The sequence below is a fragment of the Paenibacillus sanguinis 2301083 = DSM 16941 genome (assembly GCF_000374825.1).
In the GTDB taxonomy this organism is placed as follows: Bacteria; Bacillota; Bacilli; order Paenibacillales; family Paenibacillaceae; genus Fontibacillus; species Fontibacillus sanguinis.
The window spans coordinates 98550-119395 of record NZ_KB895387.1; the positions used below are offsets into that span (position 1 = coordinate 98550).

18 protein-coding genes are annotated in these 20846 nt (G+C 49.6%); 5 read left to right on the plus strand and 13 right to left on the minus strand.

Annotation, left to right across the window (positions count from 1 at the left end; translation table 11 throughout):
- Positions 1-83: 83 nt before the first annotated feature.
- From C557_RS0117450 to cymR, 3 genes are all read right to left on the minus strand, one after another.
- Complete coding sequence (locus tag C557_RS0117450) at positions 84-671, minus strand: TetR/AcrR family transcriptional regulator (RefSeq protein ID WP_018753179.1); 588 nt, start codon at positions 669-671, stop codon at positions 84-86.
- A gap of 92 nt (positions 672-763) precedes the next feature.
- Positions 764-1639 carry a cation diffusion facilitator family transporter gene (locus C557_RS0117455; RefSeq protein ID WP_018753180.1) on the minus strand — a complete coding sequence of 292 codons (876 nt, stop codon included), beginning with the start codon at positions 1637-1639 and terminating at the stop codon, positions 764-766.
- Between the two features lie 701 nt (positions 1640-2340).
- Positions 2341-2760, minus strand: a complete 420-nt coding sequence (cymR, locus tag C557_RS0117465; protein ID WP_018753182.1) for a cysteine metabolism transcriptional regulator CymR — start codon at positions 2758-2760, stop codon at positions 2341-2343.
- Positions 2761-2999: 239 nt separating this feature from the next.
- Between cymR and mnmA the strand changes: the two genes are divergently transcribed.
- Both mnmA and C557_RS0117475 read left to right on the plus strand, forming a co-directional pair.
- Positions 3000-4112, plus strand: coding sequence for a tRNA 2-thiouridine(34) synthase MnmA (gene mnmA, locus C557_RS0117470; protein WP_018753183.1), 1113 nt, complete (start codon positions 3000-3002; stop codon positions 4110-4112).
- Positions 4113-4179: 67 nt separating this feature from the next.
- A complete protein-coding gene (locus tag C557_RS0117475; protein ID WP_018753184.1) occupies positions 4180-4506 on the plus strand; it encodes a hypothetical protein in 327 nt (108 codons plus the stop codon).
- 79 nt (positions 4507-4585) lie between these two features.
- Here the strand turns inward: C557_RS0117475 and C557_RS0117480 are convergent, their stop codons facing one another.
- Positions 4586-5896, minus strand: coding sequence for a replication-associated recombination protein A (locus C557_RS0117480; protein WP_018753185.1), 1311 nt, complete (start codon positions 5894-5896; stop codon positions 4586-4588).
- Positions 5897-6296: 400 nt separating this feature from the next.
- Between C557_RS0117480 and C557_RS0117485 the strand changes: the two genes are divergently transcribed.
- On the plus strand, positions 6297-6635 hold the full coding sequence (locus tag C557_RS0117485; protein ID WP_276202659.1) for a CD3324 family protein: 339 nt from the start codon (positions 6297-6299) through the stop codon (positions 6633-6635).
- A 220-nt stretch (positions 6636-6855) separates the two neighbouring features.
- Positions 6856-7797: an HNH endonuclease gene (locus C557_RS25505; RefSeq protein ID WP_018753187.1), complete on the plus strand. Its 942-nt coding sequence runs from the start codon at positions 6856-6858 to the stop codon at positions 7795-7797.
- Here C557_RS25505 and C557_RS0117500 read toward each other — a convergent pair.
- From C557_RS0117500 to C557_RS0117540, 8 genes are all read right to left on the minus strand, one after another.
- Positions 7782-9896 carry a HelD family protein gene (locus tag C557_RS0117500; protein ID WP_018753188.1) on the minus strand — a complete coding sequence of 705 codons (2115 nt, stop codon included), beginning with the start codon at positions 9894-9896 and terminating at the stop codon, positions 7782-7784. The genes C557_RS25505 and C557_RS0117500 overlap by 16 nt on opposite strands.
- Positions 9897-10147: 251 nt before the next feature.
- Positions 10148-10900, minus strand: coding sequence for a tRNA threonylcarbamoyladenosine dehydratase (locus C557_RS0117505; protein WP_018753189.1), 753 nt, complete (start codon positions 10898-10900; stop codon positions 10148-10150).
- Between the two features lie 26 nt (positions 10901-10926).
- Positions 10927-12705, minus strand: coding sequence for an aspartate--tRNA ligase (gene aspS, locus C557_RS0117510; protein WP_018753190.1), 1779 nt, complete (start codon positions 12703-12705; stop codon positions 10927-10929).
- A gap of 25 nt (positions 12706-12730) precedes the next feature.
- Entirely contained in the window at positions 12731-13975 is a 1245-nt protein-coding gene (gene hisS / locus C557_RS0117515; RefSeq protein ID WP_018753191.1) for a histidine--tRNA ligase, read from the minus strand.
- A 599-nt stretch (positions 13976-14574) separates the two neighbouring features.
- Entirely contained in the window at positions 14575-15033 is a 459-nt protein-coding gene (locus C557_RS0117520; protein ID WP_018753192.1) for a hypothetical protein, read from the minus strand.
- Positions 15034-15276: 243 nt separating this feature from the next.
- Positions 15277-15444 (minus strand): hypothetical protein, encoded by a 168-nt coding sequence (locus C557_RS25210; protein ID WP_018753194.1) that lies wholly within the window; start codon positions 15442-15444, stop codon positions 15277-15279.
- Between the two features lie 164 nt (positions 15445-15608).
- A complete protein-coding gene (gene dtd, locus C557_RS0117535; RefSeq protein ID WP_018753195.1) occupies positions 15609-16067 on the minus strand; it encodes a D-aminoacyl-tRNA deacylase in 459 nt (152 codons plus the stop codon).
- Between the two features lie 25 nt (positions 16068-16092).
- Positions 16093-18270, minus strand: coding sequence for a RelA/SpoT family protein (locus C557_RS0117540; RefSeq protein ID WP_026263548.1), 2178 nt, complete (start codon positions 18268-18270; stop codon positions 16093-16095).
- 264 nt (positions 18271-18534) lie between these two features.
- Between C557_RS0117540 and uraA the strand changes: the two genes are divergently transcribed.
- Positions 18535-19824 (plus strand): uracil permease, encoded by a 1290-nt coding sequence (uraA, locus tag C557_RS0117545; protein WP_018753197.1) that lies wholly within the window; start codon positions 18535-18537, stop codon positions 19822-19824.
- Between the two features lie 501 nt (positions 19825-20325).
- On the opposite strand, the gene C557_RS0117550 is transcribed toward uraA, so the two are convergent.
- Complete coding sequence (locus C557_RS0117550) at positions 20326-20838, minus strand: adenine phosphoribosyltransferase (protein ID WP_018753198.1); 513 nt, start codon at positions 20836-20838, stop codon at positions 20326-20328.
- Positions 20839-20846 lie beyond the last annotated feature (8 nt).

Here is a 20846-nt window from a genome sequence, read left to right on the forward strand (position 1 = left end):
ATATCTATAACATATATACTGAACGTTCGGTCTGTAATAAAAAAGAAAAAATTAGTTGTGTTACATTTATCAGTGCTACCTCTTTAAGAGCATATCCCTTTCAGAAATACCGTAATGGAGGCATGGTATAGCCGCCGTACTTCCCCCAATTTGACAAGACGAGTCATCTGGCTTAGTCCCACCATCAGACTTTCGAGCAGCACGGACAACGTGGCGGCATCTCCCTGAAACTCCCCGGAAGCAATGCCTTGTTCCAGCAAATTCTTGTTAAAGGCAAAATGATTGGCAAAGATATCGGCCAGCCTGGCACGAACCTCCTCGGACAAATTATCGCCACCTACGAACTCGTCCATAGCTTTGGTCATCGGGTGATCCACGTCTTCCAATGCCATTTGATCTGCCATCGCATACAATTTTTCGGTCGCCGTTGGATATAATTGCTCCTTCTCCTTCCAGCGGTATTCCCAATCCGCATCCCATTCCTCAATCAGATGCAGGAACAGACCCTCCTTGCTCTTGAAATGGTAATAGATATTCCCCTTGCTGCTGCCTGTCGCCTTTACGATATCCTCGATCGAGGTCGCCTTATAGCCCTTCTTTGAAATCAATTCCTTGGCCGCCTCAGTGATTCGTTTTCTCGTTTCCAAGCTTTGCTGCAGCTTCTTATTCATTGGAACACCTCACTTTATACTGAACGTTCGTTCTGTATATTAACAAACAAAAGACCGTATGGTCAACTGGAAGATCGTGAAGCTCCATCGCGTTACTTGGAAGGTTCGTAATGCACATGGACTTCCAGCACTTCTGTCGATTTCTTCAGTTCATTCTCAACATTGGTAGCCACATTATGCGCCTCTTGAAAACCCAATCCACCCTTAATAGATAAAACAACGTCAACAATCGCATTGCTTCCATAATTTCTTGCCCGCAGCTCTTTGACCTCTTCGACGCCCTCCACCTGCCTTACAGCCTCCTTAAAGGACTGGACAACTGTTTCGTCAAAGCCATCCGATAAATGAAGGGAAGCCTCACGAAAGATATCCCATGCGGTTTTACATATAATAACGCCTACAACGACAGCCGTTATCGAATCTAACCAGGGATAGCCAAATTGAGATCCTATAATTCCTATAACCGCTCCGATACTAACCAAGGCGTCGGATATATTATCTTTAGCAGCTGCCATAACTGCCTGACTTTTAATTTTAGTAGCAAGATTTTTGTTATAACGATATACCAGGTACATCACAACCGCACAAAAAAGACCCGTCCATACCGATATCAGGTCCGGTACCGGATGAGTACGTTGGAATACAGAAGCAATAGCTGTGATCAGAACCTGTATCCCTACAGCCATCATAATAAAAGAGGCAATCAATGAAGCAATGGTCTCCGATTTCCAGTGTCCATACGGATGATCCTCATCCGCCGGTCTTTGCGCTAGCTTGAGACCAATCAGCACTGCAATGGAGGCAACAATATCAGTTGCATTATTTAAACCGTCCGCTTTCAGGGCTTCCGAATTTGACACTCCCCCGATGATTAGCTTCAACATAGACAAACAAACATAAGCAATGATGCTTATGATAGCTCCGCGTTCACCCAGTTTCAGATTCTCATAGCGCTGATGCTGCTCCATCCTTTAATCTCCCCTATCGCCCTGAACTCGCTTTTAAATACTACCAGACGCAATTCGAGTGGGTCTAGAGAAACGTTTTTATACAGAAGACGAAAAATGTCCCTTAGCAAAGAAGATTGCATAAAGCCAAAATGTTTGTAGACAGCTTATGATGATGACCAGCACCAACGTCAGCATCACATCCCAGGCGCCCAAAGCTGAGTATGGTCGTCAGAGCATCCTGATTATCGCCACAGGGATCATTTCCGTTCAGAATAAAGAAAAGAGCCTGCAGCATTGGCAGACTCGTGGTATAATTTAAAAACTTTTATCGTTGCACTTTTCTAAGGTTAGGGCCTGTGAGGTCACTTCTTCACGATTTAAACTTTCTTCGAGGAATAATCCCACTCAAGTTGTTTGTACAAAGGACGGTTGGGCCAACCGTCCTTGTTTCTATTGTTGTCATAGCATAATAATGAAACACATGTAAGACACTTTGTAAGACATATGGTCTTACAATTACTTGCGTAGCGCCCCCCATGTCACTAAAAAGATGCAGCAAGCACTGATCTCAAGATTAAGAATCACGACTCAGACATTCTAAAACTCAACACTTTGCAAGTTCCACGATTTTTTTGTGATTTTTAGAATGATAATTCAATAAAAAAGCGAGGAACCCCTTATAAATCAAGGTTTTCCTCGCCTTTTCAGAAACAAAAAAACTAAATATAGAACATATAGTTTTGCTTCATGCCATGCTCTTCATAATTGACGAGACTGTCCAGTGTCGTCGAATCCAGCACTTCAGCAATGCTATCGCGAATGCGTAACCACAGATCACGCTTGGCCGGGTCGTCCTCTTCAGTAAAGTCTACCGGAGAGATCGGTCCTTCCAGCACACGGATGATATCCCCTGCGGTAATCTCGGTGGCTTCACGGGCCAAAATATATCCGCCATACGCTCCACGCACACTCTTCACGAGTCCGGCGTTGCGCAGCGGTGCAATCAATTGCTCCAGATAATGCTCGGATAATTGGTTTTTCTCTGCTATGCTTTTCAGCGAGGTAGGTCCCTCGCCAAACTTTGCGGCAAGCTCCATCATGATGGTTAGCCCGTAGCGTCCTTTTGTCGAAATTTTCAAACAAGGCACCTCTTTCAATTTTCAAGTAATCTTTATATAATTAGGATTTGATCAATTAAAGACAGTATGGGGCAACAAGTCGCCATAATCGTCAGATATTCCAGTCTTTCCCTGAAAAATCTTTCTATTCCTATCTTTAACCTATGCTTATCGTACCATATCACAGGCCTTTTGGAAAATAAAGTCCCGGTTATGATAAAATAAACAGCAGAGCGCACGGCGCTCAAAGGAGTGATCATATGGCAAAGCCAAAGCACGAAACACGCGTCGTCGTCGGCATGTCCGGCGGGGTCGATTCTTCGGTGACGGCCCTGCTGCTTAAGCAGCAAGGGTATGATGTCATCGGCATATTTATGAAGAACTGGGACGATACCGATGAGTTCGGCCATTGCACTGCCGAAGAGGATGCAGAAGACGTAAGACGCGTCTGCGAGCAGCTGGATATCCCCTATTATACGGTGAACTTTGAGAAGCAATACTTTGATAAAGTATTTGCTTATTTCCTCGAAGAATATAAACGGGGCCGCACGCCAAACCCGGATGTGATGTGCAACCGGGAGATCAAGTTCGGCGAGTTCCTGAACAAGGCGCTGGATCTTGGCGCTGATTACGTCGCTACAGGACATTACGCGCGCGTTATTGAAGAAGACGGCGTGTACAAGCTGCTGCGCGGTGTCGATAGCAATAAGGATCAAACCTATTTTCTGAACGCCCTAAGCCAGGAGCAGCTATCCAAAGCGATGTTCCCTATCGGCCACCTGCCTAAACCGGAGGTTCGCCGCTTGGCCGAGGAAGCCGGACTATATACGGCCAAGAAGAAGGACAGTACAGGGGTTTGCTTCATCGGGGAGCGTAATTTCAAGGAATTTCTGAGCAACTACCTGCCAGCCAAATCAGGGGACATGGTCGATATTGCTACAGGGGAAGTGAAGGGCCGTCATGATGGTCTGATGTATTATACCTTGGGCCAACGCCAAGGACTTGGCATCGGTGGCTCGGGTACGGGAGAGCCGTGGTTTGTCGCGGATAAGGATTTGGACAAAAATATTCTTTATGTTGTGCAAGGCGATCAGCACCCAAGCCTATACTCCACCTCGCTCATCGCTTCGGGGATCAACTGGATTGCGGGTGGAGACAAACTGCCGGCTGGCCCATTCCGTTGCAGTGCAAAATTCCGTTACCGTCAGCCTGATCAAGGTGTTACTTTAATTCCTCAAGCAGACGGGACCTTGCATGTGCAATTTGATCGGCCCCAAAAGGCTATTACACCCGGACAAGCCGTCGTGTTCTATCAAGGCGAAGAATGTTTGGGCGGGGGCACCATCGAAGCTCCGGCAAAGGTACAAGTGTAACTCTCTGAGTTGAACGTATGCATGATTTTTGGAATTTCTGAGGTTAAGAGAGTGGAGGTAGACAATAATGAGGTTAACTGTAACAGAAGATCACAAGGGCGAGGGGAACTTTCCCACATTTCCTGCTGGGTCAACAATCACAAACATTGCACCCTGCAAAAGGTTCAAAAATTGGGTGGAAGGCACTGTAGAAGAGTACACTACGTATTTTCCGACAGATTACATTAAGCAGGGCAAATTAATCTGTAACTATAATCCTACCGAGTTGATTGTATTCCAAGATAGTACCGTAAACCTGCTTCAAGTTGTTTATGAATGGGCCTTAGTGGAGGATGAGGCAGGGACGATTGGGTGGCTGCCTTTTGAGAAGCTAAAATCTTTAGACGAAAATTAAATTGCAAGAAAATATTAACGGCCCCTTTCTGGCATGGTCTAGCCAAAACCATACCGGGAAGAGGCCTTATTTGATCATCCTACTTCGATTTGCGCCGCAGCTCCTGATTATGTTTAATCTTCGCTTCATTTCCCTGTTCCGTGGCTTGATAGAAGGTGCGGCCAGCAAGCCGCTCCGGCAGATACTCCTGCTGTACATAATGCCCCGGGTAGTCATGCGGGTATTTATAACCTTCATGCCCCAGCTTCGTTGCTCCTTTATAGTGCGTGTCCCGCAAATGCAGCGGCACCTCGGCAGAAGTGACCTCCTCGATAGCAGCCAAGACCTTGCCGATGGTCGTTACCACCCCATCCGATTTAGGACTCTCCACAGCGAACAGAATCGCCTGCACCACATTAAGGCGGGCTTCAGGCCAGCCATTATTCCGGTAAGCATCCAGGGCACTGACCGCCTGCACCAAGGCTTGCGGGTTCGCTAGTCCGATATCCTCGCTGCTGGCCGCAATCAAGCGGCGAATAAATGTCATCGGGTCCATCCCCAGCTTCTCTACCGCATACAAGAACCAGAATACGGCAGCATCGCTCGAGCCGCGAATACTTTTGTGAAACGCCGACAACACATCATATTGCGTGGACTCGTCTGCCTTGACCAACGGCCGGCGGATGGATTCCTCCGCCACCTCCAGTGTAACATGAACCGTGCCGTCAGATTGTGGCGGGGTCGTCATCGCAGCCAGTTCCAGCGCATTTAATGCCCGGCGGATATCTCCGTTGGCCATCGCTGCAATATGCAGCAGGGCATCCTCGTCCACGGTAAGCGACATGAAACCAAGCCCCTTCTCCTTATCCGCCAACGCCCGACGCATAGCGATCAAGGAATGCTCCTTGGTGAGTGGTTCCAGCTGAAATAAGGTAGAACGGCTCATAAGAGCGCCATTCACGTAATGGAACGGATTCTCGGTCGTTGCCCCGATAAATATGATCGTCCCCTTCTCTACCGCAGGTAGCAACGCATCCTGTCTCGAACTGTTGAAGCGATGCACCTCATCTAGGAACAGAATTGTTTTTGTCCCGTAAAAAGCCTTATCATTATGCGCCTTCTGAATGACCTCCCGAACATCCTTAACCGAGGCATCAACAGCATTCAGACGTACAAATTCCGCCTGAGTATGGGCTGAAATAATATGAGCCAATGTCGTCTTGCCACAACCCGGAGGGCCGTATAGCAATATCGAGGATACCTGATCCGCCTCAATAGCCCGGCGCAGCAGCTTCCCTGGCCCTATGATATGCTCTTGCCCGATATATTCATCCAGCGAGGTTGGACGCATTCGATCAGCTAGCAGCCGCCCCGCTGTACCTTGATCCTGTTGATAAGAAAATAAATCCACGCTAGTCACTTCCTTGACTTCTGCATATTCAATCTTTCAATCATAACCCTATTTATTCTAGCATATCTGCATCAATTGGGCTAAAGCCATACCATTCGGAGTAAAAAATACTTATAGTCGTTCTTTCGCTTTCTTCTTTATGGAAAATATGAGTTAATATAGTTGTCGGGCCGACGAATCACGTGAAAGGGGGCTGATCGAAGTGATTTCAGTGAGTGAGGTGGTTTCCGCGTAAGCGGAAACCCGATACAAGCGGGGGGCTGGGAGCAGCTCCCCTTATTTTCGTTTTTCCTGAGCTTATGTTAAGATACAGGCAAGCAAAATTTTTCCTTTAATAAAAAATATCGCTACTTCAAACCGAAAGGGGGATTTACGGCCATGTTGACTTATATCGTAATTGCTGCAACAGAACACGGACCACGAAATAAGGAGGTACATGATCGTGAACTACAAAAATGGGAAGGATATTCTTCCCCCTAGGTTGCTGCAAGAGCTACAAAACTATATTCAGGGAGAACTGCTCTACATCCCCAAGCCAAACCGCTCAAGAGCCTTATGGGGCGAGCTCAGCGGCTCCAGGGATTCCATTGCCAACCGTAACAAAGAGATCTTTCAGCAATACCGCGATGGAAGCACCGTACGGGATTTAGCTGTCAGATACCACCTATCTGAAGAGAGCATACGCAAAATTGTAACCAAGGTGCGCTCGCTTCAACAGCCGGCCACCATGACTGAATAGCATATACACATACATGTATAGAAAAATTAGAAGAAGCCCTGCCCGGATCAAAACTGACTCATAGGGAAATATCCCTGTAACAGTCATTTTTTAGTGGGGGGCTTCTTTTGCATATATAAAGTCCAAGCCAGGTTGCAGGGAAGCAAATGTAGAGTGCAGGCCTGGCGAAGGGTATAATAGAAGTATATCTGTACAGTCCGCTTGAATAGAGGTGACCTTTTTGACTCAGCAACCAGAACGTGCAAGCACTCCGGCAAAAGCCGTTAAAATATGTGCCTATTGCGGCGAAACGAAACCCGTAAGCGAGTTCCTTCGCCGCACAGGCAAGCGCTCCGGCAAGGGAGAACGCCGCGGAGCCTGTCGCGCCTGCCGTGCGGAACGCAAGCGGCAAGCCATGGCGCAGGACAAGCACAGCTCCCAGCCGATTTATAATGCAGAGCTGCAAAATCGTGAGCAAAGCGTCCACAAGCCGCACACCGCAAGCGCGGCCAACCGGTTGCCGCAAGCGGCCGTAACTGGCGTTGAGGCCGTAGATACAGAGGCGGCTCCACCGGCAATGCAGCAGGCGCGCAAGCGCAAGCGGAAACGCCGCAGAAGCAAGGCCGGGGCTGAAGCAGCAACCCTCGCCCGCAACACAGTCACTGCCCTCCTGCATGAAGGCAAGGACAAGGTGGATCAGGCTCAGCTTGCTGCACGCTGCGCGGCAGGAGTATATGCCGGGCCCAAGCGCCGCATCAAGCGAGCCCTGCCCGCGCCCCCACCGAGAGTTGAGGGACCTGATGTTCGGACCCTGCGTCCGAACAAGAACGGGATGATCCGCATGCGTGGGCGGACCGACAAGGGCAGACGTTGGCAGCAGGAAGTCGACCTTGAGCTCGCTGTGACGCTCGTCCGGGAGCATATGGCCGTCATCGTTAACCCGTTTACGATTCGCCGCCTTTACACCAACAAGTCATTTCGCCGGTACATCCTGAATCGGGACAACCATACCTGTTTCTTCTGTGGTGAATATGGCGATACCATCGATCACTTGCTGCCCAAAGCCAAGGGTGGTCATACCACCCCCGTCAACTGTGTCTGCGCCTGCAACCTGTGTAATCAGAGTAAAGCAGACCGGTGGCTGGAGGACTTCATCGAAGACGACGTTTATCCGGCCACGTAAGGCGGCAATTCCTCGCCATGCAGCAGCCAGAGCGCATGTAACGCCCGGGTACAGCCCACATACAACAACTTGGCGTCATTAGCCCCGTAATGGCTTGTATCTACGTCAGTCACGATAACCGCATCAAATTCCAGACCCTTGGACAGATAAACCGGCAGCACGGACACCCCGCCGGCATATTCTCTGAGCTCACCGTCGATCAAGTTGGCATCCATTCCGTCTGCAACCAGCTCAGCATGCAGGCTTTTGGCATCGCGCATTGTCCGGGTCAGCACCGCCACCGTACGAATGTTGCCCGCAAGGGCTTCATTCAGTATCTCCCGAAGTACATCTAGGCGGCCTTCACCATCGGTCTTCAAGAGCCGTACCGGCTCTCCGCTGCGGAACACGGGCACTGCCAGCAAATCGGCTCCAACCCCGCGCTGCAAAATTTCATTTGCGAACTGAATAATTTCCATGGTCGAACGGTAGCTCCGGGTCAGTGCAAAATAGGCCGTATCCTCTGGCCCAAACAAGCTGCTCATCTCCTCCCAGCGACGCACCCCTTTATAATAGTGGATGCCTTGCGACAAATCACCGAGAATGGTGAAGGAATGTCCCTTCACAAAGCGATCCAGCACGTAAACCTGGAAAGGAGAAAAATCCTGTGCTTCATCAATGACCACATGGTCGAAGGTAACCTTGCCATCTATCTCATAAATCAATGTATATAGATACAATAAGGCGGCCAAATCCTCTTCCTTCACCACATTTTTCTTCAGCCGAGCCTGCGTTTCTTTCAGCATTCCTGCCGGAATGCGATGCTGTACCTCAACCAGCCCCCCCGTCCCCTTGCCAACACTAAAAATTTCCTTATATAGGCTAAGGGGCGTTAACTCAGGCCATTTCTTGGCATAGCTCTTCTCTCTTTGCTGGGCTTTCTTCTTACGTTCCTTCAGCACAGCCGCCGAAGGCGAATGCTTGAGACGCATCTCAATCCAGCGATGAATGCGCGCCAGTACTCTTTCCTTACGGAGTGCTACCGGATAATGGCGATACTCGCCCTCGAACCAGCCGATAATTTCCTCGCGTGACAACCTGGCCCCGTCCCAAGGCTCAAAGTCTCCCTCTGGCACACAGCTAGACTCCAGGCTTACCACGGCGTCATCAATCATCTCCTTAAAAACCATTGAGCCCTTAAAGCGGCCCTGCAACTCCCCTTCCTTCCAGGGAGCGCCTTCATGATCAGCAGTATCGAACCACTCGGACAATACGCTGGATCCATCCAAATCTATTTCACCTAGTTCCAGCACCTTGCCTGCCCAATCACTGAATGTGCTCTGCTGGATATCGCCAACTCCAAGCTCGGGCAGCACTTCGGAGATATAGTCAATGAACATATGATTTGGCGCAAAAATAACCATCCGCTCCGCACGAATCTGCTCCTTATACTGATACAATAAAAAGGCTAGCCGATGCAGCGCCACCGTCGTCTTTCCACTACCGGCCACGCCCTGAATGATCAACGCCGTGTTTTTAGCCGCCCGTATAATTTTGTCCTGCTCCGCCTGAATGGTTGAGACGATATCGCGCAGTCGGTTATCCTTGTTCTCCCCTAACCGATAAACGAGGAATTCATCCGATACCGCTGGACCATCGCTTTCCCGATTATACGTATCGGCTACCCGATCCAGGATCCCTTTGCGAATAACTATGTTCCGCTTCAAATACACAAGCCCTTCAATTACGCCCTCGGGTGCCGTATATGCCGCATTATCCCCACCGGTGAAAGAATAGAACAGACTGGCCGCCGGAGCCCGCCAATCGATGACAATCGGCTCCTTGCCCTCAGGGTCGCCCACACCGACCTTGCCGATATATAGCGGAGTTTTGCTTTTTCCCTTTTCCTCAAAATCCAGTCGGCCAAAATACGGTTCACGGACCGATTGCTCCAGTTGCTTCCTTTGATTCTCCCGGTTCTCCTCCAGCAATTGTTCCGTAAAGTCCTGCCCCGTATACACCGGAATTCCCCGCAGCCGTTGCAGCTGCTTGTCTATCTCCTCTAGGGTGCGGTCAAGCCGCGCTACCTCTTCTTGATAGGCACTTTGAAAATGTTCCATTTTTCAGTTACCTCCTAAGGTTTCGTATGATGCTCCGCTTTTGTCTGGATTCGGCGCAAAAGGAATTCCATTATACCACTAACGAACGTACACCGCACATTATTTTCTGGCTATATAAGCTGAACTTATGATTAACACAAAAAAACAGTCGAGAAAATGCTCTTACGACCCATACGCTGCCACGCAAAAAAGTGCAGAGCCGATGGCATTCATCGATTCTGCACTTCTTCCCAGGAATTAACGCGGTATGCTTACACGTGCACCCCGCCACGTTCCAATAGTTCACGCACAGCTACACTGACCATGATAAGTCCCACCACCGGGGGAACAAAAGAGTTGCTGGCTGGAGGCTGCTTCGCTTTACGAATCTTGGCTCCTGCCGGGGCAATCTTCTCCGTCACGTCCGCACGAGGTTTCACTGGAGTCTCGGTCGAGAAGACGACCTTGACTCCTTTCTTGATCCCCTGCTCCCGCAGCTTATGCCGGATGACCCGTGCCATGGGGTCCATATGAGTCTTGGAAATGTCCGTCACCTCGAACTTGGTAGGGTCCATCTTATTGGCCGCACCCATGCTCGACAAGATCGGAATCTTGCGTCTCAGACATTCCTTGATCAGATGAACCTTGTAAATAATTGTGTCGGAAGCATCCAGAACATAATCGATATCGTACTTGAACAGTTCCTCGTAAGTCTCCTCCGTATAGAACATGTTCAGGGCGATCGTTTCGCATTCAGGATTGATCAGCTTGATTCGTTCGCACATCAAATCGGCTTTCTTCTGGCCCACCGTCGTGGTCAATGCATGAATTTGCCGGTTAATGTTCGTAATATCCACAACATCCTTGTCAATCAGGATGATGCGGCCGATTCCGGTACGGGCCAAGCCTTCGACGGCCATCGCACCTACGCCGCCGATCCCCAGGACAGCTACCGTGCTCTTCTTCAAAACCTCCAAGCCCTCAACGCCAATGGCAAGTTCGGTCCGTGAAAATTGATGAAGCATATTCTATCGCACCTCCTGAGAAATCGTTATTTCGTGGCTTCAGCCGGTATAGCCGCAAGCTTGATATGCAATTGCTCCAGCTGCCGCGTATCCACCTCGGAAGGAGCGTTCATAAGCAAGTCCGTAGCGCTGGCTGTTTTCGGGAACGCAATCGTTTCACGCAGGTTGGAGCGGCCGGTAAGCAGCATCACAAGACGGTCAAAGCCGAAGGCAATCCCCCCGTGCGGCGGCGTGCCGTATTCAAAGGCATCCAGCAAATAGCCAAATTTATCCTGGGCTTCTTCAGGTGAAAGGCCAATAGCCTTGAACATTTGCTCCTGTACCTCACGTTTGTAAATCCGCATCGAACCGCCGCCTACTTCGTAGCCGTTCAGTACGAGGTCATAGGCTTGAGCAAGAATTTTCCCCGGATCGGTGTCAAACAACGCCAGATCTTCCTCACGCGGGCGGGTAAACGGATGATGCTCTGCCACATAACGCTTTTGCTCTTCATCCCAGCCCAGTAGCGGGAAGTCCACCACCCAGGCGAATTTATACACATTGTCATCGATCAAGCCAAGCTGACGGCCGATTTTCAGGCGCAAGGCTCCCAGCACATCGGCAACGACCTTTTTGTTATCGGCGGAGAACAACAGCAAGTCGCCTTCTGCCGCTCCGGTACGTTCCTTGATAGCCGCTATTTCTTCTTCCGTGAAGAACTTCACGATCGGACCGCGGAATTCGCCTTCCTTCACTTGAATCCAGGCCAGTCCCTTGGCCCCATAACGAGCGGCATAAGGGCCAAGATCATCGATGTCCTTCCGGCTCCATGTACCACAGCCTTTGGCATTAAGCACTTTAACCTCTCCGCCTTTTTCAACGACAGAAGCAAACACCTTAACTCCGCTTCCGGCAACCAGATCACTGACATTCACCAGTTCCAGGCCAAAACGCAGGTCCGGCTTGTCGGAGCCGTATTTGCCAATCGCATCAGCGTAGCTCAACCGTTGGAACGGTGTCTCGATCTCAATCCCCTTGGTTTCTTTGAAGAGACGGACAACCAATTTCTCCATCATATCCAGCAACTCATCACGTGATAGGAATGAAGTTTCAATGTCAACCTGGGTGAACTCCGGCTGGCGGTCTGCCCGCAAATCCTCATCCCGGAAGCAACGAGCGATCTGATAATAACGCTCCACTCCGCTGACCATCAGCAATTGCTTGTACAATTGCGGAGATTGCGGAAGCGCGAAGAATTCTCCCGGATGCACGCGGCTTGGCACCAAGTAGTCACGCGCTCCTTCCGGCGAGCTCTTCGTCAGAATCGGAGTCTCTACCTCGACAAATCCTTCTTCATCAAGGAAATCACGGAACACCTTGGCTGCCTTGGAACGGAGCCGCAACGTTTGTTGCATTTCCGGCCGGCGCAAGTCCAGGTAACGGTATTTCAGACGCAATGATTCATCGACTTCCACACCGTCTTCAATGAAGAACGGCGGAGTCTTGGCTGCATTCAGCACTTCAATCTCCGTAATTTGTACTTCAATTTGTCCTGTCGGCAAATTCGGGTTCACGGTTTCTGCATCCCGTTCAACCACTTTGCCCGTTACAGCCAGCACATACTCGCTCCGTACTTTGTCAGCAACCTGCAGCGCTTCGCCCGAGTACGCCGGGTTGAAGACGATTTGTACAATACCGCTGCGATCGCGCAAATCGATAAACAATACGCCGCCCAAATCGCGTCTTGTCTGCACCCAGCCGTTTAATGTAACCGTTTCTCCGATGTTCGCGGTGCTGAGCACGCCGCATTGATGCGTTCTTTTCATGTAAATTCTCCTTTATGTGAATAGTTTAGTTCAATTCATTAACCAGGTCAGCCAGCTTCACAGTGCGCTGTTCGCCGCTTTCCATCGACTTAAGGGCAATTTCTCCACGAGCTAATTCATCGTCACCAAGAATCGCTGTATAGCGAGCTTGCATCCGATCAGCAGATTTCATTTGCGCCTTCATCTTACGTCCCAAGTAATCCCGCTCGGCGGAGATACCCGCTTGCCGCAATCGGAAGAGCCATGTCGTAATCTCTTTGTCCGCCGCTTCACCCAAAGCGATCAGGTACACATCCAGCGGCTTCGCTTCGCCAAGCGCAATTTCCTGCTTCTCCAGAATGAGGGCGATCCGCTCCAAGCCAAGCGCCATCCCGATACCTGGCTGATCGGGACCGCCTACCTCAGCCACCAGTCCATTGTAGCGGCCACCACCACCTATCGTATCGATAGCACCGATACCCTGGGCTTTGTATTCAAACGCAGTGTGCGTGTAATAGTCCAAGCCGCGCACCAGCCTAGGATTTATGACATAATCCACTTCCATAGCGCTCAGCAATTCCTGTACTCTGGCAAAATGAGCTGTACACTCCTCGTCCAGACTTTCCAGTATCGAAGGAGCATCCGCGAACTTGTCCTGATCAACCTTGCAGTCCAGCACCCGCAGCGGATTGCGCTCCATCCGGGCCTGGCAGTCCTTGCACAAGCTGTCCTTCATCGGCAGCAGGAAGGACAAGAGCTTCTCCCGATAAGCCGCCCGGCTCTCCGGATTACCAACAGAGTTGATCTCTACCTTCACGCCCTGTAGTCCCAACTCACGGCAATATTGGTAGCCTAACGCCACCACTTCTGCATCTATCGCGGGATCCGTTGCTCCGAAGGCTTCAACCCCGAACTGATGGAACTGCCGTTGTCGTCCCGCTTGCGGCCGCTCATACCGGAACATAGGACCGATATAATACAGCTTGCTCACGTCTGGCTCCCCATACAGCTTATTCTCCACGTAGGAACGAACCACACCCGCAGTTCCTTCAGGACGCAGCGTCATACTGCGTTCACCTTTATCCAGGAAGGTATACATTTCCTTCTCGACAATATCCGTCGTTTCTCCTACGCCGCGTTCAAATAGCGAGGTTTGCTCAAAGATCGGGGTACGAATCTCGCGGTAATTAAACCGGCGGCATAAATCTCTGGCCCTTTCCTCAGCAAACTGCCATTTCTCCACAAAACCCGGGAGTAGATCCTGGGTACCCGTCGGTTTTTGAAAAGCCATCTCCCTCATCCTCCATCCATTAATCAGCTTAGCAAAATAAAAAAACTCCCGTCCCTGTTTGTTTCAACCAAACAGGGACGGGAGACCGATTATACGATTCACCCGTGGTGCCACCCACATTCCGAATTTGTCCCTAATCCTAGGGGAAACAAATTCGCTTTAAGCGGTTATCGCCCGCCTACGCCGCGCGTCTACTCTAATTGCTTATTTCGCCGCCGGTTCTCAGGGAGGTCCTTCGTTCAATCATCACCGGAATCCTTCCAGCCTGCCTTATGCCTGCAGCTTGCATCGTGTCGTTGCTTATGCAGCTATCTGCCAAGGTCTGGGATTCCTCTCTGTGGATGTGGGGTTGAATTACTTTGTCCCGTCATCGAATCATCTTATTACTGTTACATGAACTGTTATTTTATGATTGTATGAAACCACCGCGTTAAAGTCAAGCCTATAGTATGACGAAATATGGCGAAAACACCCCCTTACAGAAAAAAGACCTCACACCAACGGGGTGTAGGTCCAAAAAATACTATTTTAAAAGGGGGTCATGCTGTTATTATATACAGGCAATGTTAAAGGATCATGAATCTAATATTACAGTTATATTACAGGTCAGATATATAAGCTCCCTGCTCACGCAGCTTTGTCACGATCTCCTCGTACTCATATTCCTTGACCTTGGCACTCAGCACATATTTTAAATCATCGGGATCCACATCTCCATGAGGTTCCTCTGCTTCCCGGTTGTCCCTGTCCGAGAGTTCTTCATTCTCCGTTTCATGTACGGTTAAGCCCGCCACAGCCAAACCGGGTAATGCACCTTGTCCATCGCGGATGGTTCCCGGAAGTGCAACAGCACCCTGATTGCCAATATTTGCGCCCGTAGCCCCGGAAGCTCCTCCCGTGTTCACTGGAAGAAAAGGAAAGCGAATTCTGTCGCGCTCGGTCAGACCGTCCTCGATATGCCCCGTCTCCACCTGCTCAACCTCATAGGGGAGCAAGCTTAAACGCGCACCTTCCACCTTATCTTCTGTACTGAAATATGCCTGAATATGCCTCGTCATACCAATCACTCCTTTATATTTGAGATTCATCGCTAAAGAAACCCTAGGTCTCTTAAATTGTTATTACCCTAAAAATGAGGTGAACAATAAAGGGCCTATGGCCGATATGGGCTTACACTCGCTGTTTCAGCTCCATATCGGCCTTCCGGCAATCACCACGCTTGTAAACGATGAAGTTTATGTCAGATTGAAGATAATTTTTATGTTTCAGTCCAAAATAAAGAGCCCCTACGCACCGAGGCATTAGCTTCCCGGACGTGGAAGCCACTCCGTGGAAGGCTTTACCTCACGCGGGACCATCTCGAATTGTTCCGGAGCAGCCAGGCGGGCCAGGCTCCGTGCTTCGGTCAAACCTCCTGCAGGAACAAGCGGAATAACCTGCCAATCTTGGGACTTGGCGGATTGGTGCATAGCTCCAGCTCCTTCGCAGCTTCTTCTGGATTTTTCTTCGCCTTAAGCATGCCCCCAAAGAGGCTTGGTTATTCGTCTCGGAAAACTTCCCATGCTTGCCCAATACAAAAAAGCATGCTGCACCATGAAAGATGCGACATGCTATCTTCTATTCTTGCTTCTGCTCATACCAGCAAAGTGGATGAAGGGCTGTCTATAATCAGTGTTACTGGCCCCCAATTTGTCAGCTCTACATCCATTTCGGCACCGAATATCCCCGTTTCTACGGTTAAGCCCTTATCTCGAAGCAGATCGTTAAACCGTTCGTACAGCGGCTCAGCAAGCTCCGGACGGGCAGCAGCCATGAAGTTAGGCCTTCTTCCCTTACGGCTATCGGCGTACAAAGTAAACTGCGATACAGACAAGATAGCCCCACCGATCTCAGTCACACCGAAATTAAGCTTGCCACTCTCATCCTCAAAAATCCTTAAGCTAGCCACCTTATCGGCTAAATAAGCGGCGTCCTGTTCCGTATCCTCATGAGTAATGCCAACAAGCAACATCAGTCCTTTGCCAATCGAGCCCACAGTTTGCCCCGAAACGTTCACCCGGGCCTCCCGGCAACGCTGCACAATTACTCTCATCGTTCCTGAATCCTTTCCGCGTACCTTATTGCATAATCCGGTGCACTGTGTACACGTCCTTCACCCGCTTGATCTTCTCCACGACGGATTGCAAATGATCTGTATTGCGGATCAGGATCGTCATATGCACCAACGCCATTTTATTTTTGTCCAGTCGACCGGAAACGGCTGAAATATTGGTCTTGCTCTCCGCTACAGCTTGCAGCACCTCATTCAAAAAGTTGCGGCGTTCATGACCGGTGATCTCGATATCCACACTGTAATTCGCCTCAATCGCATTCTCCCATTCCACATCTATAATCCGTGCGGCTTCCTCGCCATCATGGATTCCCGGAATGTTCGTACAGTCACTGCGATGGACCGATACCCCGCGCCCCCGAGTAATGTAGCCAACGATCTCATCCCCTGGAACCGGGTTGCAGCATCTAGCAAAACGCACAAGCAGATTATCGATTCCCTTCACCACAACGCCATTAGTTGGGCGCCGCCGTGCCTCCTGCTGGCTCTTGACCTCCTTCACCTCTGAAGTAAGCTCAATATGCCCTGCTGCTTCCTCCTGCTCCTTACGCAGCTTCTCTGTCAGCTTGGTGACGATCTGAGCAGCCGTAATACCACCGAAACCAATCGCAGACAACATATCATCCACATCGTTAAAAGTGAACTTCTTGGCTGCGTCCAGCAGCTTATCCTCTGACATCCATTGCGAAGGCTCAATGCCGGCTCGCTTCAATTCCCGTTCTATCGCTTCGCGGCCCTTCTCGACGTTCTCCTCGCGCTTCTCCTTCTTGAACCATTGCTTGATTTTGCTGCGGGCATGCGAAGACTGGGCTATCTTCAGCCAGTCTTGACTCGGTCCATAAGAATGCTTGGAAGTGAGAATCTCCACGATGTCCCCGGTTTTGAGCCGATGATCCAGCGGCACGATTCGGCCGTTGACCTTGGCCCCAATCGTACGGTTACCTACCTCAGTATGGATACGATAGGCAAAGTCCAGGGGTACGGAGCCAGCAGGCAGCTCAATGACCTCACCAGAAGGAGTAAATACAAACACGAGATCGGAGAAGAAATCCATCTTGAGCGATTCCACAAACTCCGATGCATCCTTCGCCTCATGCTGCAGCTCCAAAATTTCGTTAAAAAACGTAATTTTGTTCTCCAGTCCACCGGTATCGGTCCCTTCCTTGTAGGCCCAGTGCGCGGCAATCCCGTATTCCGCCGTACGGTGCATCTCCCAGGTACGAATTTGCACTTCGGTTGGTTCCCCGTTCGGGCCGACCACCGTCGTATGAAGCGACTGATACATATTCGCCTTTGGCATCGCGATATAATCCTTGAAACGCCCCGGCATCGGTTTCCATAGGGTATGGATGATTCCCAGGGTCGCATAACAATCCTTGATATTGTCGACGATAATTCGAATGGCCAGCAGGTCATAAATCTCGTTGAACTGTTTGTTCTTCATCGTCATTTTCCGAAAGACGCTGTAAATATGCTTCGGACGACCGGATAAATCGGCTTGAACTCCCATTTCATCAAGCTTTTCCGCGATCCGATCGATAACATTCTTGATGTATTCTTCACGCTCTGCGCGCTTCTTGCGCATCAGATTGGCAATCCGGTAATATTGCTGTGGGTTCAAATATCTGAGAGCAATATCTTCCATTTCCCACCGAATCGCAGATATCCCGAGCCGATTGGCAATCGGGCAAAAAATCTCCAGGGTTTCGTAGGCAATCCGACGCTGGCTTTCTTCCGATTGGTACTTGAGTGTCCGCATATTGTGCAAACGGTCCGCCAGCTTAATGACGATAACCCGAATATCCTGAGCCATGGCAATAAACATCTTGCGGTAGTTCTCGTTTTGCTGTTCCTCCTTGGACCGGAATTTAATCCGTTCCAGCTTGGTCAGCCCATCCACCAGTAAAGCACAATCGCCGCCGAACCGCTCCTGTATCTCCTTTAAGGACACCGTAGTGTCTTCGACCACGTCATGAAGCAAAGCGGCAATGACTGACAGCACATCCATCTGCATGCCCACCACAATGTCTGCAACGGCCAGAGGATGAAGAATATAAGCTTCTCCGGATTTGCGGAGTTGTCCGTGATGGGCTTGATCCGCAAACTCGTACGCTTCCCGAATGCGCCCCAGGTCCGGTTCCTTTATGTAGGCAGATGCCTTTTCGAGTAATTGCTCAATGCCCATGGTGATCCTGTTGATTCCTTTCATATGAAAATATTCTTGAAAAAACGCACAGAAGAGCATAAATCGCCTTATTTTGATTTTCTATAATTATGACTCTTGCACCCTCTCCCGTCAACTCTTGGGTTGCCTCTTCGGCGTGGACAACTTTTTCCGAATGAAAGCTATATATCATTGTTCATGAATTTTCTGTTGAAAAATGGCGACAATGTCATTAATCTAGTAAGGATAGTTATCTTGATCGTTATATTCAGAGGAGTGAACGTGTTGCAACGTGAAATTCAAGTTAATGAAAAGGTCCCTGTCGGACCGGGTACGCTCTTAAGCCTGCAGCATCTCTTTGCAATGTTCGGCAGTACCGTATTGGTTCCAAATATTTTTGGTGTCGATCCTGGCATGATATTGCTGATGAACGGAATCGGTACCCTGCTTTACATCTTCATCTGCAAAGGCAAAATTCCGGCCTATCTCGGCTCCAGCTTTGCCTTCATTTCGCCTGTAAGTATGGTGATTGCCAACAATCCGGAGGGCGGATATGCGATGGCGCTTGGCGCCTTCATCATTACTGGCCTTATCTTCCTGCTCGTCGCTTTGTTTATCAAATATGCCGGTACAACCTGGATCGATGTTGTCTTCCCTCCGGCAGCTATGGGGGCTATCGTTGCTTTGATCGGCCTGGAGCTTATACCGGTGGCCGCCGATATGGCGGGTTGGATCAACAGCAATCCCGGTGAAGCCTGGTCTCCCGATCCCAAGCATATTACCCTTTCGCTCGTAACGCTTGGGGTTACGATGTTCGGTGCTGTTCTGTTCCGGGGTTTCCCCAAAATTATTCATATCCTGATCGGGATTGTGGTTGGTTATGTGTTAGCTTATTTTGTGAAAGAGGTTGATACCGGTGCCATTGCCGCCGCCAAATGGTTTACACTGCCGACAGTCACAACTCCGCAGTGGAATCTGTCTGCCATCATTACGATTATCCCTGTGGCGCTGGTGGTTATCGTCGAGCATATCGGCCATCTCCTTGTCACCAGCAACATCGTTGGCAAAGATCTGTCCAAGGATCCAGGCCTGCATCGTTCACTGATGGGGAACGGGATTTCCACCATTCTGTCCGGCTTTGTCGGCTCGACGCCTAATACTACCTACGGAGAAAATATCGGCGTAATGGCATTGACCCGTGTATATTCGATCTTTGTTATCGGAGGAGCGGCCATCTTCGCCATCCTGCTTTCCTTCTCCGGCAAGTTTTCAGCCATCATCGCTGTAATTCCGCCTCCTGTCATGGGTGGTGTGTCGCTCTTGCTCTTTGGCGTCATCGCCGCATCCGGCTTGCGTATCTTCGTAGAGCAAAAGGTTGACTTCTCCAAGCCAACCAACATGCTGCTGTCCACCATCGTTCTGGTCATTGGTTTGAGTGGAACGAAATTGACCATGGGCGATGTTGAACTCAAGGGTATGGCGCTGGCGACCATCGTAGGTATTGTGATGAGCCTGCTGTTCAAGCTGATTCAGGTACTTGGGCTCAACAATGACAAGGATGAAGCTGCTCATTAAAAGCTTTGCGAACAAGCTCTCGACTCTAAGGTAACCTGTTCGCCAACGCCAGTGACTCGTGTAATAAAAAGGGTACTGTCCCAAAGCCCGTTGCTTTGAGTCAGCACCCTTTCTCTTTCTTTTTCTTTTTACATTCAAACAGCTTATCACTGTAGGCAGGATGAAGCTATAGTTATAGCTGGGAATGTGCAGTAAGTACAGCTTCCATTTCTCTAATTAACAGGAAATAATCCCGCTAATGTCTCGAAAATCCACATATTTGGATATTTAGAGGGAAATTGTCATGTTAAATATTAGGTTTAGGTTGTAAAACTCAAAAATCGACAGATTTATTATGGAGTTTTCCAGCTAATCTGTATCAACAATCAGGTTATCATAAGATTAGCTGGAACTTTTCCAACTAAATTAAAGCAAAGTCACCCATCGCACATAGTGAGGAACAGACACCATAAAAGATGGCCCTTTCCTGGGCATACCCTCACATATGATCTGCTCCCCAGCTTAATAGGTTAGCAGCGCAAATACATCAATACCTTGCAGCTTCTCGCGACCGTTCAACTCGCTTAACTCGATGAGAAAAGCAGTACCTACAACGTTGCCGCCCAATTGCCGTACCAAATTCACGGAGGTAGATATTGTTCCGCCTGTTGCCAGCAAATCATCGGCGATCAGCACATTTTGTCCCGGCTTAACCGCATCACAATGCATAGCCAGGCAGTCCTTGCCATACTCCAGATCATATTCAACCTCGATCGTTTTGTATGGCAGCTTCCCGCTTTTACGAATCGGAATAAACCCTACGCCAAGGGCATAAGCCAGAGGAGCACCAACTACAAATCCCCGGGCCTCGGGACCGGCAATCAGGTCAATCTTCAAGTCGCCCACAAGCTGCTTCAACTCGTCGATGGCCTTGCGATATGCATCACCGTCTTGAAGTAAAGTTGTAATATCCTTAAAGCTGATCCCGGGCTGGGGAAAATCAGGAATAACCCTGATATGTTCTTTAAAATCCACAAAAATCT

Excerpts from the sequence above, each read along its gene's own strand:
- C557_RS0117450 (WP_018753179.1), bottom strand. The coding sequence starts at position 671 with ATGAATAAGAAGCTGCAGCAAAGCTTGGAAACGAGAAAACGAATCACT.
- C557_RS0117455 (WP_018753180.1), bottom strand. The coding sequence starts at position 1,639 with ATGGAGCAGCATCAGCGCTATGAGAATCTGAAACTGGGTGAACGCGGA.
- mnmA (WP_018753183.1), top strand. The coding sequence starts at position 3,000 with ATGGCAAAGCCAAAGCACGAAACACGCGTCGTCGTCGGCATGTCCGGC.
- C557_RS0117475 (WP_018753184.1), top strand. The coding sequence starts at position 4,180 with ATGAGGTTAACTGTAACAGAAGATCACAAGGGCGAGGGGAACTTTCCC.
- C557_RS0117500 (WP_018753188.1), bottom strand. The coding sequence starts at position 9,896 with ATGGAACATTTTCAAAGTGCCTATCAAGAAGAGGTAGCGCGGCTTGAC.
- C557_RS0117505 (WP_018753189.1), bottom strand. The coding sequence starts at position 10,900 with ATGCTTCATCAATTTTCACGGACCGAACTTGCCATTGGCGTTGAGGGC.
- aspS (WP_018753190.1), bottom strand. The coding sequence starts at position 12,705 with ATGAAAAGAACGCATCAATGCGGCGTGCTCAGCACCGCGAACATCGGA.
- hisS (WP_018753191.1), bottom strand. The coding sequence starts at position 13,975 with ATGGCTTTTCAAAAACCGACGGGTACCCAGGATCTACTCCCGGGTTTT.
- C557_RS0117520 (WP_018753192.1), bottom strand. The coding sequence starts at position 15,033 with ATGACGAGGCATATTCAGGCATATTTCAGTACAGAAGATAAGGTGGAA.
- C557_RS25210 (WP_018753194.1), bottom strand. The coding sequence starts at position 15,444 with ATGCACCAATCCGCCAAGTCCCAAGATTGGCAGGTTATTCCGCTTGTT.
- dtd (WP_018753195.1), bottom strand. The coding sequence starts at position 16,067 with ATGAGAGTAATTGTGCAGCGTTGCCGGGAGGCCCGGGTGAACGTTTCG.
- C557_RS0117540 (WP_026263548.1), bottom strand. The coding sequence starts at position 18,270 with ATGGGCATTGAGCAATTACTCGAAAAGGCATCTGCCTACATAAAGGAA.